The sequence below is a fragment of the Castellaniella sp. GW247-6E4 genome, assembly GCF_040276065.1.
GTDB lineage: Bacteria > Pseudomonadota > Gammaproteobacteria > Burkholderiales > Burkholderiaceae_B > Castellaniella.
Window position 1 is genome coordinate 52,928 of sequence record NZ_JBELOI010000005.1, and the last position, 14,839, is coordinate 67,766.

Consider the following 14,839-nt stretch of genomic DNA (forward strand, 5'->3'; position numbering starts at 1 on the left):
CTCCCCCTGGATTCCGAACCCGCCATACACCCTGGATGATCCCGCCATGAAACCCTCGATGCGCAGCCGATTGGAGCAATTGGCCCATCGTCTGATCGAGATCGATGCGCTGTTGGCCGAACCCGACGGTGCCGACGATCTGGACCGTTTTCGCAAGCTCACGCGTGAACGTGCCGAGCTCGAGCCGGTGGTCGAGACCTTCAAGGCCTGGCAGCGGGCCGAGGCCGATCGCGCGGGTGCTCGCGAACTCGTATCCGATCCCGAGATGAGGGATATGGCCGAGGAGGAGCTGGCGTCGGCCGAGGCGCGTCTGGACGAGTTGGAGGGCGAGTTGCAGATCTTGCTGTTGCCGCGCGATCCCGATGACGATCGCAGCGTGTTCCTGGAAATCCGCGCCGGCACCGGCGGCGACGAAAGCGCACTGTTCGCGGGCGATCTGCTGCGGATGTATATGCGCTATGCCGAGCACCAGGGCTGGCGGGTGGAGTTCATGTCCGAGAGCGGCGCCGAACTGGGCGGCTACAAGGAGGTCATCGTCCATGTCGAGGGCGCCGGCGTCTATGGCCGCCTGAAGTTCGAGTCGGGCGCCCACCGGGTGCAGCGCGTGCCCGAGACTGAGGCGCAAGGCCGCGTGCATACCTCGGCCTGCACCGTGGCGGTGATGCCCGAGGCCGATACGCTGGTCGACATCCAGATCAACCCCAACGACCTGCGCATCGACACCTTTCGCGCGAGCGGCGCCGGCGGCCAGCACATCAACAAGACGGATTCGGCGGTGCGCATCACTCACGTGCCCACCGGGCTGGTGGTGGAATGCCAGGACGACCGTTCGCAGCACCGGAACAAGGACAAAGCCATGCAGGTGCTGGCCGCCCGTCTAAAGGACCGGCAGCAGCAGGAGGCGCATGCGCGCGAGGCCGCGCAGCGCAAGACCCTTGTCGGCTCGGGAGACCGCTCGGAGCGCATCCGCACCTACAACTATCCCCAAGGGCGGGTGACGGATCATCGCATCAATCTGACGCTGTACAAGCTTGGCCAGATCATGGAAGGCGACCTTGCTGAACTCGTCGGCGCCCTGCTGACCGAACACCAGGCCGAGCAACTCGCCGCCCTCGCCCTGGACTAGGGCTCGGCGGCGTGGCATAAGGAGATTGCTTTGGGGGCCGAACCGGCTAACCGAGAGGCGTGCGCCGCGGCGCAGCCCGTTACCTTGCGCACCCGCGTCGCCGCCAGCCCGCTGCCCCGGCTCGAGGCCCACATGCTGTGGCGACAGGTGTTGGGGGTTCCGCACAGTTGGCTGGTCGCCCATGACGACGAACCGTTAGCGCCCGAGCGGGTGGTGGCGTACGAGGTCCTCGAGGCACGCCGCGTCGCGGGCGAGCCGATGGCCTATATTCTGGGGCGGCGCGAATTCCTCGGGCGCGACTTCCGGGTGACGCCCGAGGTCCTGATCCCCCGGCCCGATACCGAGCTGTTGGTCGAGGCGGGTCTGCGGGCCCTGGCGGGGCGCGAGAATCCGCGCGTGCTCGATCTGGGGACCGGGAGCGGTGCCGTGGCGGTCTCGATCGCCCTGGCACGCCCGGATGCGCAGGTGACGGCGACGGACCTCAGCGCGGCAGCCCTTGAGGTCGCGGCCGACAACGCACGGACTTTAGGGGCATCGCTACAGTTTTTCCACGGGAATTGGTACGATAGTCGATTGGGGTCGGCACAATATGATCTCATCGTGTCCAACCCGCCGTACATCCATGCGCTGGACTCGCATCTGGGGCTGGGCGATTTGCGCTTCGAGCCGACGATGGCGCTGACCGATGGGGCCGATGGCCTATCGGCGTTACGCGCAATCGTCGACGGGGCGCCGTCGCACCTGATGCCTTCGGGCGTGGTGTGCGTCGAACACGGATGGGATCAGGCCGGCGCGGTGCGTGACTTGATGCGGCATCGCGGTTTTGCAGACATTGCCAGTCTCAGGGATCTGGCAGGCATTGAACGGGTGACTCACGGTCGCCTGCCGTTTTAATCATTACTCTTTTCTGGTAGATCATCATGAGCGAAGAAGTCCAATCCGAAGTCCAGGCATTCATCCGCGAGACGGTCACGGGTAATCCGGTCGTCCTGTTCATGAAGGGCACGGCGCAGTTCCCGCAATGCGGCTTCTCGGCGCGCGCGATCCAGGTCCTCAAGGCGGTGGGCGTCACCAAGCTCGTGACGGTCAATGTCCTTGAGGACGCCGAGGTCCGTCAGGGGATCAAGGATTACGCCAACTGGCCCACGATTCCCCAGCTCTACGTCAAGGGCGAGTTCGTGGGCGGCACGGACATCATGTCCGAGATGTATGAAAAGGGCGAGCTCGCCGAGATCGTCAAAGAGGCTGGGGCCACCGAGTGAGCCGTCGGCTTCATCAGGACGCCGGCATTGCGCCCGGCGTCCGTGCGCTGTGCCATTGCGGGCGCGGCGTGGATGGATTATCCGACCTGCCGATCTGATTCCTCGTCCCTCTGCCATGCTCAAGCGGATTTCTGTTTCACAGCTGCGGATCGGCATGTACATCCATGAGCTGTGCGGCTCGTGGCTGGATCACTCGTTTTGGCGGTCGCGCTTCCTGATCGAGCAGGACAGCCACTTGTCGCGCTTGCAAGGTTCGAAGCTCGAGTGGGTCTGGATCGATACGGATCGGGGGCTGGATGTCGAGACGGTCGCCGCACAGGTGGCTGCCGGTTCGACCTCGGACCGCTCCGGCACGCGCGCGCAGACCCTCGTGCCCGTTGTGGACGACCCTGCCCGCAAGGCCAGTGAACGGGCGCAGGGGGTGCGCGACGCGTCGGGGGACCTGGTGGCGCAGATGTTCAGCGATGCGCAGCTCGGGCGGCGCCTGGACGTCAAGCAGATCGAACGCCTCGCGCGGGACGTGGCCGACTCCATCGACGAGCACCCGGATGCCTTGCTCAGCCTCGCGCGGATCAAGCGCGCCGATCAGTATACGTATATGCATTCGGTCGCGGTGGCGGCCTTGATGACCTCCTTGGCCCGCGAACTCGGGCTGCCCGCGGAGCAGGTGCGCCTGGCCGGCATGGCCGGCCTGCTGCACGACATCGGCAAGGTGGGAATTCCGGAAAAGATCCTCAACAAGGCGGGACGCCTCACCGACGAAGAGTTCGAGATCGTCAAACGACACCCCGCCGAGGGCGCGGCCATATTGCGCCGTGAGGAGCCCGAGATCCCGCCTGAGATCGTGGATGTCTGCCTGCATCACCACGAGCGCATGGACGGGCGCGGGTATCCGGACGGCCTGGCGGGCGGGCAGATCAGCCTGCTGGCGCGCATGGGGGCGATTTGCGATGTCTATGATGCGATCACGTCGAACCGTCCGTACAAGAAGGGCTGGGATCCAGCGTTCTCCCTTGGCAAGATGGCCGAGTGGGAGGGCCACTTCGACGCCGAGATCCTCGCTGCCTTCACCCGTGCCTTGGGCCGGTATCCGGTCGGGTCCATCCTCAGCCTCACCTCGGGCGAGTTGGCGGTCGTGGTCGCACAAAACCGCGATGTGCCCGATGCGCCGGTGGTCAAGGTTTTTTATTCCAATCGCCTGTGCCAGTACACGGCCGGACGCCGGATTGATCTCGCCGATCCGGACTGCGGCTGTCGGATCGTGCCGGCGGTCAAGCCGGTCGACTGGGCGCAATCCGGGCTCAGCCTGCCGAGCTTCATCGACTGAGCGTCGGCGAGTTGTGCGCGCGCGACGATGGACGTGCGGCGCGGCCGGCGCGGTGTCGGCGCGACGCTAGCCGCGAGTGTCCGCGCGCCGGCTGATGGCGAGCGCCAGAGCGATGCCGGCGATGGCGTAAGTGCCGGTCGCGAGCCAGGTCCACTGCCACCCTCCGGCGATATTGACGACCCAGGCCACCACGGGCGGGCCCGTAAACTGCCCGAGCGATGAGCATTGCTGCATCCAGCCCACGGTGGTGGTGGTCGTGTGCGGGGTCGGTGCGAGGGCGATGGCCAGTACGAACAGGGTGGCCGGGATCAGGCCGCCGACGGCTGAGAACACCAGAATCGCGGCAAACTGCGCGGCGGCGGGCAGGCCGGCGCCAAACGCGGCAAAGGCGCACGCGATCATGGTCGAGAAGCCGATGATGATCAGCCTGCGCGCGGGCACGCCACCGTGCAGGAGGCGTCCGGCCAGCAGGTTGCCGATGATGTTGGCGCCCGCCACCAGGGCGGTCAGGAGTCCCGCCGTCGTGCCGGCGACGCCGCCGGCCGCGTAGATCGTCGGCAGGAACCCGATGACCGCGATCCACTGTGCCGCATAGACCCCGAACGTCAGGGCGACCATCCAAACGTCCCGTGAACTCAGGGTCTGGCGGACCATGCGCATCGCCGGTGGGCGACCCGAAGCGTCCTCGCTGGCGCGGGTGCCCGCGGCCGAGGCGGCTGGAGCGGCTGGAGCGGCCGGATCGGCCGGGACCAGGGCCCCGGTCACCAGCAGCATGACGAAAGTCAGTGCCCCCAGCAGGATCCACAGCATGCGCCAGTCACCCAGGGTCAAGAACCAGGCGCCCGCGATCAGGATGATGACAGTGCCGGCGGGCATATAGCAGCTCCACAGGCCCATGACGCGGCTGAGGCTGCTCGGCGGCACCAGGCGCCGGATCAGCGAGGGTACCGGCATGGCGACCATCAGGAATCCGCAACCCTCGATGCCCCGGAACAGCAGCATCATGGCGGTGGTGTCGAAAAGAGTGCCCGCCGCCGAGGCCGCCGCGAGGATTGCCAGGCCGGTCATCACGCAGCGGCGCAGGCCGATGCGTTCAGCGACCAGTCCGATGAGCAGGCCCAGCGTCATGCCTCCCATCTGTACGATGGACAGCAGGAATCCGGATTCCACCAGATCCAGTCCAAGCTCGGCCTGCAGGGCCGGCAGGGCGGGCGGCAGCTTCCAGATGTGCAGGGCGGCGCAGATTCCGGCCAGCACCAGGCAGAGGGCGGAGCGGATGGTGCGTGGGGCGCTGGTGGGGGGAGGCATCATGGTCTTCAACGGGCATGCGCTCGCGCAGGGATCATGCGGTGACCCGGCGCGGCAGCCAGCGCCAGAACATATAGGCCGCCACGTAGCCCAAGCCGCCGATGGCCAGGATGCCGGCGGCCAGCGACAGCGCGGCGGTGATGGCCGAGAGCAGCAGGGGTCCGCCGCCGCCGCCCAAATCGCTGATGACGCGCCAGATGCCCAGGAACTGTGTGCGCCCTTCGTTTGGCGAGGCGTCGGCACCGATGGTCATGATGATGCCCGAGCCGATCCCGTTGCCCAGCCCCAGGATCATGCTGACCGCCATCAGGGTCGCAAAACCGTGGGTGAGGGGAATCAGCATCAGCGAGGTGCTCATGATCAGCATGGAGGGCAGCGCGACCCAAAGCCGGCCTCTGACGTCCATGACCTTGCCGGCGGGATAGAACAGCAGCATGTCCACGCCGCCCATGAAACCGTAGATGAGGGCGGTTGTGGTGGCGTCCAGGCCGATGTGATCGGCCCACAGGGGGATGACGATTTGGCGGCAGGCCCGCAAGGCCGATACCAGAGCGGAGGCCAGGCCCAGTGTGATGAGCACGCGCGCGTGGCGTCGCATCATTCCGCTCATGGCGACGTGCCGCGACGACGCGCGTTGCTTGCGGTCGCCCGGCAGGTCGGGAATCGCCAGGGACAGCAGGCCCGCGCCGAGGATGGCCAGGGCCGCCGCCCAGTAGGCGCCGTCCAGGCCGAGGGCGTGAATGAAGGCCGCGGCGATGAACGGCCCAAAGAACAAGCCGATGCGCATGGCGCCGCCTAATGTCGACATGGCGCGCGCGCGCATCGTCAGGGGCACGGCCTCGACCAGGTAGGTTTGGCGGGCGAGCATGAAGACGGCGCTGGCCATGCCGATCATCAAGACGCCGATCCCGAACAGCCAGGGCTCGTGGGCGAGCAGGCAGAAGGCCAGCCCCAGCAGGCTGAAGACGGATGCACCCACCATGGCACTGCGCTCTCCGAACCGGGCGGCCAGCGCGGCAGCCGGCAGGTTGGCCAGCAACGAGCCGATGCCCACCAGGGCCACGATGAAGCCGGCCCACGCCGCCGAGGCTCCCAGGTCCCGGGCGCTGAGCGCCAGCACAGGGTACATCGCGCCTTCGCCCACGCCAAACAGGAGCGAGGGGCCGAAGGCGGCCAACGCGATCTTGCGCAGACTGAACGAGGGTTTGGGTTCCTGCACGGGAGGCGGCTTGGGTTGGAAGGCCTCTATTCTTGCATATCCGGCTCGCGGTCGCGGCTTTCACGATGGCTCGATACTAGCCCCCGGGCAGCTCGACCGATCGGATCTGGTCCAGTGGGGCGTTCAACAGACGGTCGATCTGGAGGTAGCTCTGGTCCATCAGTTCGCGGCCGATGGCCTCCTCGATCAGGCGGTACTGCTCGTCGATCAGCGGTGCGATGCGGGCGCAGATTTCCTGGCTGCGCGGCGTCAGGCTGATGATGACGCGCCGCTGGTCGCGCGCGACCTTGCGCCGGCTGATCAGGTCCATGGCCTTCATCCGCGCCAGTATCCCCGTCATGCTGGGGCTCAGGATCATGCACAGGTCGCACAACTGATTGGGCTCCATGTCGCCATGCTGATTCAGGTTGCGGATGATGCGCCATTGCTGCTCGGTCAGGTTGAAATGATTCAGGATCCGGCGGAAATGGCAAAGCAGCGCCTCGCGGCCCCTGAGCAGCAGGTGGGGGAGGTTGCGATGCGCAATCGGTGTCTTCATCAACGGGCTCCTGCTCGGATCATGGTGGTACTTTACTGGGTTTTCTTCGCCGGCTTGCCATCGCGCCAGTCAGATTGCGAACATCATAATAAATATCAAGTCCAGGCCCGCTAATCGTGGGTTTTCCATTGGGATATCAGGGTTTTTGCGGATGGGTTTCCTAGCGTTAATACTGATTGCCCGAATCAGCCAATGTCCTGCACTATTCACGCGCTCTCACCCGTTTACAAAACGGAAACAAACTACTCAGGTTTACAAACCAGAACAGGGGCTCTCTCTCATGCAACGTCGTTCCTTCCTCAAGAAGGCCGCACTCGGTGCGGCTGCCGGTGGCGCCACCCTGGCCGCTCCCGTCTTCGCCCAGGATGCGCCTGCCCTCCAATGGCGCCTCGCTTCCAGCTTCCCCCGCAGTGCCGACGCCATCTACTCGGGCGGCGAGCACGTGGCCAAGTACGTCTCGGAGGCCACCGGCGGCAAGTTCCAGATTCGCGCCTTTCCCGGCGGCGAGATCCTCCCCGCGCTGGCAGTGCTGGACGGCGTTCAGAACGGCACGGTGGAATGCGGCCATACCGCGTCCTACTACTATTTTGGCAAGGATCCCGCGCTGTGCTTTGACGGCGCCGTTCCCTTTGGCCTGAACACCCGCCAGTACAACGCCTGGGTGCGCCATGCGGGTGGCCTAGAGATCCTGCGCGAGATGTTCGCCAAGTTCAATGTCGTGAATTTCCCCTGCGGCTACACCGGCACCCAGATGGGCGGCTGGTTTCGCAAGGAAATCAAGACCGTCGAGGATTTGCAGGGCCTCAAGTTCCGCACCGCCGCGTTTGCCGGCGCCGTGCTGACCAGGCTCGGCGTGGTGCCCCAGCAGATTGCCGGCGGCGACATCTACCCCTCGCTGGAAAAAGGCACGATCGACGCGGCCGAGTGGATCGGTCCCTACGACGACGAAAAACTCGGTTTCCACCGTGTGGCCCCGTTCTACTATTTCCCCGGCTGGTGGGAAGGCACGCTGCAGGTTTCCCTGTACGTCAACAAGGACAAGTACGAGGCCCTGCCCAAGCACTACCAGGCCGTGATCGACCAGGCCTCCGCCCTGGCGACCAACGTCATGATCGCCACCTACGATGCCGAGAACCCCAAGGCCCTCAAGCGCCTGATTGGCGAGGGTGCCAAGCTGCGCGCCTTCCCCAAGCCCGTCATGGACGCGTGCTACAAAGCGGCCCAGGACACCTATGCCGAGCTCTCGGCCAAGGATGCCGGCTTCAAAAAGATTCATGACCACTACATGGGCTTCCGTGACCACGAAATTCCATGGTTCCGCGTGGCCGAGGGCAGCTTCGACCAGTACATGGCCGCGGCTGCGAAGTAAGCCGTCCCCGCCGCCCCGGACCCTGATGCCGGGCTCCGGTGATGCGTGACACGCGCCGGCCCCCGACATCGGGGGCTTGCGCGTGTCTTGCCGTTATCTTTCAAAGATTTAAACCATGAAAGCTCTACTTGCCCTTTCGCGGGTGATTGACGCCGTCAATCGCCGCGTGGGCCGGGCCGTGACCTGGTTGATTCTGCTTGCCGTGCTCGTCAGCGCCACCAACGCGACCGTGCGCAAGCTCTTCAACGTCAGCTCCAATGCCTGGCTCGAACTCCAGTGGTATTTATTCGGCGCGGTGTTTCTGCTGGCTGCCGGCTATACCCTGCTCAAGAACGAGCACGTCCGCGTGGACGTGCTGGCCCAGCGCCTTTCGCGCCGCACCCAGATCAAGATCGAAATCTTCGGTGTGCTGTTCTTCCTGTTTCCGGCCTGCTTCATCATCATGTGGCTGTCCTGGCCGGTGTTCATGGACGCCTTCGTCAACAACGAGCAGTCGTCCAATGCCGGCGGCCTGATCCGCTGGCCTGCCAAGCTGCTGATTCCCGTCGGTTTTGCACTGCTGATCGCCGCGGGCGTCTCGCATCTGATCAAATGCGTCGGCTATCTGCGCGGCGCGTGCCCCGATCCCACGAACACCCACACCGGCAAGTCGGCCGAGGAACTGCTCGCCGAGGAAATCGCCCGCGAGGCCGCACAACGCGAGGTCGAGCAACGTGCAGCCAGCTCGCATCATGGGACGGAGCACTGACGACATGGAAGCCATCTTTCTTGCATATATTGCGCCGATCATGTTCGGCACCCTGGTGTTCCTGTTGCTGTTGGGCTTTCCGGTGGCCTTTGCCCTCGCAGCCAACGGTATTCTCTACGGCCTGATCGGCATCGAGATGGGCTTGCTGTCGCCGGCGCTGTTCCAGGCCTTGCCGCAGCGTGTGTTCGGCGTCATGTCTAATGAGTCTCTGCTCGCCGTGCCGTTCTTCACCTTCATGGGCCTGATCCTCGAGCGCTCCGGCATGGCCGAGGACTTGCTCGAGACCATCGGTCAGTTGTTCGGCCCCCTGCGCGGCGGGCTGGCGATCGCGGTGATTCTAGTGGGTGCCATGCTGGCGGCCACGACCGGCGTGGTCTCGGCCTCGGTGATTTCGATGGGCCTGATCTCGCTGCCCATCATGCTGCGCTACGGCTACGACCGAAGGCTGGCCTCCGGGGTCATCGCGGCCTCGGGCACCTTGTCGCAGATCATCCCGCCCTCGCTGGTGTTGATCGTGCTCGCCGACCAGCTCGGCCGCTCGATCGGCGACATGTACAAGGGCGCCTTCCTGCCTGGCTTTGCGCTCACCGGCCTGTATATCCTGTATGTCGTGGCGGTGTCCTTCTTGAAGCCCAAGGCCGCGCCGGCGATCCCGCCCGAGGCGCGCACCTTTGTCGAGCCCAACGGCGGCCACGGCATTCCCTCGCTGCTGGTGTTGATGGCGCTGTCGGTGGCGGTGGCGGTGGCGGGCGTCGAGGTCCTGCTGCCGGACAATGTGCACGTTGATGAACTGATCGTCACCAGCATCCTGGTCTGGGGCGTCACGGCTTTCGTACTCGCGCTGGTCAACAAGGTCCTGCGCCTGGGACTGCTCTCCAAGATCGCGGAACGGGTCACTTTTGTGCTGATTCCGCCGCTGGCGCTGATCTTTCTGGTTCTGGGCACGATCTTCATCGGTGTGGCCACGCCCACCGAGGGCGGCGCCATGGGCGCGGTCGGCGCGCTGATCATGGCGCTCATCAAGCGCCGCCTGAACTGGTCGCTGCTGCGCCAGGCCATGGACACGACGACGACCCTGACTTGTTTCGTGGTGTTCATCCTGATCGGCTCGTCGGTGTTCAGCCTGACCTTCCGCGGCGTCAACGGCGATCTGTGGGTCGAGCACCTGCTGATCGGCCTGCCGGGCGGCGAGATGGGGTTCCTGATCGTGGTCAGTATTCTGACCTTTGCGCTGGCGTTCTTCCTGGATTTTTTCGAGCTGGCCTTCATCATCGTGCCGCTGCTCGGGCCGGTCGCCGAGAAGATGGGCATCGACCTGATCTGGTTCGGCGTGCTGTTGGCGGTCAATATGCAGACGTCCTTCATGCATCCACCCTTCGGCTTTGCGCTGTTCTATCTGCGTTCCGTGGCGCCAAAGGAGGATTACATCGACAAGGTCACCGGCCAACCCATCGCCAAGGTGACGACCGGCCAGATCTACTGGGGATCCATTCCCTTCATCGTGATCCAGCTCTTCATGGTCGCGATGGTCCTGCTGTATCCCAGCATGGTCACGCACTACAAGGCCGACCGGCCCAAGGTCGACATCGAGAACATCGAGATCGACGTGGGGACCTTCTCGGGCTATGGCACCGGCAGCTACGGCGATGGATCGGCGGCGGGGGCCTATGGTCCGGACGTTGGTTCGGATGCGGGCGGCACCCCGTCGGATCAGGAATTGAACAACATGTTCAAGTAGCTGGACTGGGGCGCGGCGGAGCGGCCGCCCCGCCCCGGGGCTTCATGACGGTGCGCGGCGCTTGCGCACACAGTCCAGCCAGGCGTCGATCGGCATGGGTCGCGCCATCAGATAGCCTTGCAGCGCATCGCAATCGTGCTGGAACAGGAAGTCGGCCTGGGGCTGGGTTTCGACGCCCTCGGCCACCACCTGCAGTCCGAGCTGTTCGGCCATGGCCAGGATCAGTTGCGCGATGGCCATGCTGTCGGGGTCGTTCGGGATGTCCTGAACGAGGCTCTTGTCGATCTTGAGTTCGTAGAGGGGCACGCGCTTGAGGCTGGCCAGATTCGAGTAGCCCGTGCCGAAGTCGTCGACGGAAAAGCGGATGCCCAACCGGGTGATCTCGTCCAGGCGTTGCATGGTGGCGTGGGCGTCGCGGATCAGGACGCCTTCGGTGATTTCGAAAATCAGGCGATTGCCCGGCGCCCCGGTGCGTTCCAGGATGTCGCGCACGTACTGGACGAAATTCGGGTCCATGAGGCGCTTTGGGCTGATGTTCAGCGAGATGGGGTAGGTCTCGTCCAGTGCCTGCAGATCCAGCAGGACCTGGCAGGCCACCTCCAGCGTCCAGTCGCTCAGGTGGTTGATCAGGCCGGTTTCCTCGGCCAGGGGGATGAACAGGGCAGGGGAAACCGCACCCCGTGTCGGATGGTTCCAGCGCGTCAGCAGCTCTGCCCCAGTGACCCGGCCGCCCTGCGCATACTGGGGCTGCAAGTGCATGCAGAGCTGTGGCGTGTTCAGGGCCAGGGTCAGGTCGTGCTCCAGCCACAGGCGCTGTTCGACCTCGGATTGGATGTCCTGTTCGTAAAAGACGACACAATTGCCGCCGCGTTCCTTGGCACGATGCATGGCCATGTCGGCCTCGCGCATCACGTCGTCGATCGACGTGCTGCGGGCCTGCAGCAGGGTCAATCCAATACTCGCGCTGAGCACGCTGGGCTTGCCATCGACCACCAGTGGATCATCGAGCAGCGCGAGTCGCAGCTTTTCCGCCACCGACATGGCGTTGCGCGCGCTTTCCTCGATGCCGGTGCCAAGCAGCGTGAGCAGGACCATGAATTCGTCGCCGCTGACCCGCGAGACGGTGTCGCGTTCGCGCGTGCGGGCCACCAGCCGCCGGGCGACCTCCTGCAGGATGCGGTCGCCGACCACGTGGCCCCGGGTGTCGTTGATCTTCTTGAAATTGTCGAGGTCCAGAATCAACAGGGCACCGAACACCTGACCGCTGCTGGCGCTCTCGAGCGCCTGTTCCAGGCGGCTGATCAGCATCCGCCGATTGGGCAGGTCGGTAAGCGTGTCATAGAAGGCCAGGCGGTGCACCTGCTCCTCGGCCTGCACGCGGTCCGTGGTGTCGGTCAGGATCGCGCAGACCGCCTCGACGGACCCTTCGGCGTTGCGCAAAGGCACCTTGATCGATAGGAACGTGTGCTGCTTGCCGGTGGTTGCGGAGGTCAGGCGCTCTTGCAGGGCGACGCGTTGCTCCAGGTGCAGGACCTGCTGGTCCGATTGTTCGATCGTGTCCGCGGTGCTGGCGTCGTCGAGCAGTTCGCGATCGCGGCGCATGACGAGGTCACTGACCGACAGGCCGAAGAACTCGCAGACCTTGCGGTTGGCATAGAGGTAGCGCCGCTCGCGGTCTTTGATGTAGATCATCGCGTCGACGGTGTCGAGGATGGTGTTCAGGCGGCGCTCGCTGATGATCAGGCGCCGTCGTTGGCTGCGCTCCCGGCGCTTGAGATGTACGGCGAGGATAAGGGCGAACACCAGCATCAGGGCCAGAGCGACGACGAACCACTCTGAATACCATGGCACCGGCGACTGGGGACGGGGGTTTCGCCACTGCGACAGGATCTGGAAGTAGACCGATTCCGGGTTGGCCTGCCAGGCGCTGAGGTACTGGTCGATGCGTGCGAGCACCGCGGTGTTGCGACCCTTGGGTGCCGCGAAGAAGGCCTTGGTGGGCTGGAAGATGATGGGGGTGGGGACCAACTGGTATTTCGGGTATGTGAGTTCGCCGAAGAAATAGTCCGCAACCACTCCGTCGGCCTGCCCCGCCTGGACGAGTTGGAAGCCCTGGGTCAATTGGTTGACGGTCTGTAGTTGCGCGCCGATGCCCAGGGTCGGCAGCAGCCCGCTGAGATAGTCGTACTGGGCCGATCCGGCCAGCACGGCGAGGCGCTTGCCGTGGAGATCCTGGATGGTGTGCAGCGCGTTGCCCTTCGCGGCGTAGATCTGGGACCAGCTATGCAGTGCCGGGATGTGGTGGAAGTCGATCGTCCGGGCGCGCTCGGCGGTGTAGAACACATCGGGCAGCAGATCGATCTCGCCGCTCTCGAGCTGATGCATGCAGGCGGCCCAGTCGCACGCCTCGAGCGTGAGGGTCCAGCCCTCGCGTTCCGCGATTTTGCCGAGCATCTCGCCCAGGATTCCGCCAGGTCGGCCTTCGGGCGTGATGTAGATGTCGGGTGGCTGGTCATAGATACCCACACGTAGCGCCACTGCATGTCCGGTGGCTGGCAAACTGATCGATACTGCGGCCAGGGACAGCAGGAGGGCGCTTCGAAGGATTCGGATGATGATCCGCATGGGCTCAGTCGGACGTGGAAGGGCCTGTTTTTGGTCGGTGCGGTCGAATCCTGCGGGCCATCTGCCTGACCCGGCGTGATTCATCGGAGCTTGCCGACCTGTGTTGCCAGACAAAAATTGTTGACAATATTATCAGCCTGTCGCGGGTGCCTACAAGGGCTCGAAAGTGCGTCGCCGGGGGGGCGGCCAAGCGGCTGCGGCGGGGCAATGCTCGGCAAGGCTTACCATAGATCAATAGCGTAAGCTTAAAACAAATGTTGTGTGGGTCGAAATGCCACCTGTTCGGGCATTTGCGCGGGCGCTGTGGCAGGGAGGATAAAATAATGCCTCCAGATCTCACAACCTCACAAAGGTTAACCATGTCACAGCGTTTCCTGGATGAGGCGCGCGCCCGGATCGGGCAGTTGCGCACGGATGGGTTCTATAAGACCGAACGCGTCATCGCCAGCCAACAGGCCGCCGGCATCCGGCTGGCCGACGGCGCCCAGGTCCTGAATTTTTGCGCCAACAATTACCTGGGTCTGGCCAATGACGCGCGCCTTGTCGAGGCCGCGCGCGAGGGCCTCGCCACCGACGGTTTCGGCATGGCTTCGGTGCGTTTCATCTGTGGCACGCAGTCAGGCCACAAGGTGCTGGAGGCGGCGCTGGCTTCGTGGTTGGGCATGGGCGATGCGATCTTGTATTCGAGCTGTTTCGACGCCAATGGCGGCCTGTTCGAGGCCCTGCTCGATGAGCGCGACGCGGTCGTCAGCGACGCCTTGAATCATGCCAGCATTATCGACGGGGTGCGCCTGTGCAAGGCGCGGCGCTACCGCTATGCGAACAACGACATGACCGATCTGCGGGCACAACTCGAGGCGGCCCGCGCTGCCGGGGCGCGGCATGTGATGATCGCCACGGATGGCGTGTTTTCGATGGATGGGGTGATCGCCGACCTGCCGTCGATCTGCGACCTGGCCGACGAGTTCGATGCCTTGGTCATGGTCGACGATTCGCATGCCGTGGGGTTCATGGGCGAGGGCGGGCGTGGCACGCCCGAGCATTGCGGCGTCGGGGGGCGTGTCCACATCCTGACGGGTACTTTGGGCAAGGCGTTGGGCGGGGCCTCGGGCGGCTATGTGGCGGCCGACGAGGCGGTGGTCGAACTGCTGCGCCAGCGCTCGCGGCCGTATCTGTTCTCGAATTCGCTGGCGCCTGCCATCGTCTCGGCGTCTCTGCGCGTGATCGAGGTGCTGCGCAGTGCCGAAGGCACCGCGCTGCGCGAGCGCGTGCACGTCAACGGGCGGCATTTCCGCCAGTCGATGCAGGCGCTGGGCTTCGATCTTGTGCCGGGCGACCATCCCATCATCCCGGTGATGCTTGGCGATGCTGCCTTGGCGTCGCGCATGGCCGACGCGCTGCTCGGCGAGGGCGTCTATGTCGTCGGATTTTCCTATCCCGTCGTCCCCAAGGGACAGGCGCGCATCCGCGCGCAAATGAGCGCGGCGCACACGCTCGCGCAGATCGATGAGGCGGTCGAAGCCTTCGCCCGAGTGGGCCGCGCGCTGGGCGTGATTCCACGCAACTGAACGGACGGGAC

At 64.8% G+C, this 14,839-nt stretch carries 12 protein-coding genes; 8 read left to right on the forward strand and 4 right to left on the reverse strand.

Features of this window, described 5'->3' with window-relative positions:
* Nucleotides 1-46 precede the first annotated feature (46 nt).
* The 4 genes from prfA (at nucleotide 47) to ABS761_RS07735 (ending at nucleotide 3,715) form a co-directional block, all read left to right on the forward strand.
* Nucleotides 47-1,126, forward strand: coding sequence for a peptide chain release factor 1 (prfA, locus tag ABS761_RS07720; protein WP_350407542.1), 1,080 nt, complete (start codon nucleotides 47-49; stop codon nucleotides 1,124-1,126).
* An 84-nt stretch (nucleotides 1,127-1,210) separates the two neighbouring features.
* A complete protein-coding gene (prmC, locus tag ABS761_RS07725) occupies nucleotides 1,211-2,020 on the forward strand; it encodes a peptide chain release factor N(5)-glutamine methyltransferase (RefSeq protein ID WP_350407543.1) in 810 nt (269 codons plus the stop codon).
* A 26-nt stretch (nucleotides 2,021-2,046) separates the two neighbouring features.
* The gene (grxD, locus tag ABS761_RS07730; RefSeq protein ID WP_350407545.1) at nucleotides 2,047-2,388 is read left to right on the forward strand and encodes a Grx4 family monothiol glutaredoxin; all 342 of its coding nucleotides are present in this window, start codon (nucleotides 2,047-2,049) and stop codon (nucleotides 2,386-2,388) included.
* 115 nt (nucleotides 2,389-2,503) lie between these two features.
* The gene (locus ABS761_RS07735; RefSeq protein WP_350407546.1) at nucleotides 2,504-3,715 is read left to right on the forward strand and encodes an HD-GYP domain-containing protein; all 1,212 of its coding nucleotides are present in this window, start codon (nucleotides 2,504-2,506) and stop codon (nucleotides 3,713-3,715) included.
* A 66-nt stretch (nucleotides 3,716-3,781) separates the two neighbouring features.
* Here ABS761_RS07735 and ABS761_RS07740 read toward each other — a convergent pair whose 3' ends face one another.
* The 3 genes from ABS761_RS07740 to hpaR all read right to left on the reverse strand — a co-directional run bounded on the left by ABS761_RS07740 (nucleotide 3,782) and on the right by hpaR (nucleotide 6,780).
* Nucleotides 3,782-5,026, reverse strand: coding sequence for an MFS transporter (locus ABS761_RS07740; protein WP_350407548.1), 1,245 nt, complete (start codon nucleotides 5,024-5,026; stop codon nucleotides 3,782-3,784).
* 31 nt (nucleotides 5,027-5,057) lie between these two features.
* The gene (locus tag ABS761_RS07745; RefSeq protein WP_350407549.1) at nucleotides 5,058-6,242 is read right to left on the reverse strand and encodes an MFS transporter; all 1,185 of its coding nucleotides are present in this window, start codon (nucleotides 6,240-6,242) and stop codon (nucleotides 5,058-5,060) included.
* A 76-nt stretch (nucleotides 6,243-6,318) separates the two neighbouring features.
* A complete protein-coding gene (gene hpaR, locus ABS761_RS07750; RefSeq protein ID WP_350407550.1) occupies nucleotides 6,319-6,780 on the reverse strand; it encodes a homoprotocatechuate degradation operon regulator HpaR in 462 nt (153 codons plus the stop codon).
* 280 nt (nucleotides 6,781-7,060) lie between these two features.
* Here hpaR and ABS761_RS07755 point away from each other — a divergent pair, with 280 nt between their 5' ends.
* The 3 genes from ABS761_RS07755 to ABS761_RS07765 all read left to right on the forward strand — a co-directional run bounded on the left by ABS761_RS07755 (nucleotide 7,061) and on the right by ABS761_RS07765 (nucleotide 10,635).
* Nucleotides 7,061-8,149, forward strand: coding sequence for a TRAP transporter substrate-binding protein (locus ABS761_RS07755; RefSeq protein ID WP_350407551.1), 1,089 nt, complete (start codon nucleotides 7,061-7,063; stop codon nucleotides 8,147-8,149).
* Nucleotides 8,150-8,264: 115 nt separating this feature from the next.
* Entirely contained in the window at nucleotides 8,265-8,897 is a 633-nt protein-coding gene (locus ABS761_RS07760) for a TRAP transporter small permease subunit (protein WP_350407552.1), read from the forward strand.
* A 4-nt stretch (nucleotides 8,898-8,901) separates the two neighbouring features.
* Entirely contained in the window at nucleotides 8,902-10,635 is a 1,734-nt protein-coding gene (locus tag ABS761_RS07765; RefSeq protein ID WP_350407553.1) for a TRAP transporter large permease, read from the forward strand.
* 42 nt (nucleotides 10,636-10,677) lie between these two features.
* Here the strand turns inward: ABS761_RS07765 and ABS761_RS07770 are convergent, their stop codons facing one another.
* Entirely contained in the window at nucleotides 10,678-13,260 is a 2,583-nt protein-coding gene (locus ABS761_RS07770) for an EAL domain-containing protein (protein ID WP_350407555.1), read from the reverse strand.
* 359 nt (nucleotides 13,261-13,619) lie between these two features.
* On the opposite strand from ABS761_RS07770, the gene ABS761_RS07775 reads away from it, so the two are divergent.
* Nucleotides 13,620-14,828, forward strand: coding sequence for a glycine C-acetyltransferase (locus ABS761_RS07775; RefSeq protein WP_350407556.1), 1,209 nt, complete (start codon nucleotides 13,620-13,622; stop codon nucleotides 14,826-14,828).
* Nucleotides 14,829-14,839: the final 11 nt, after the last annotated feature.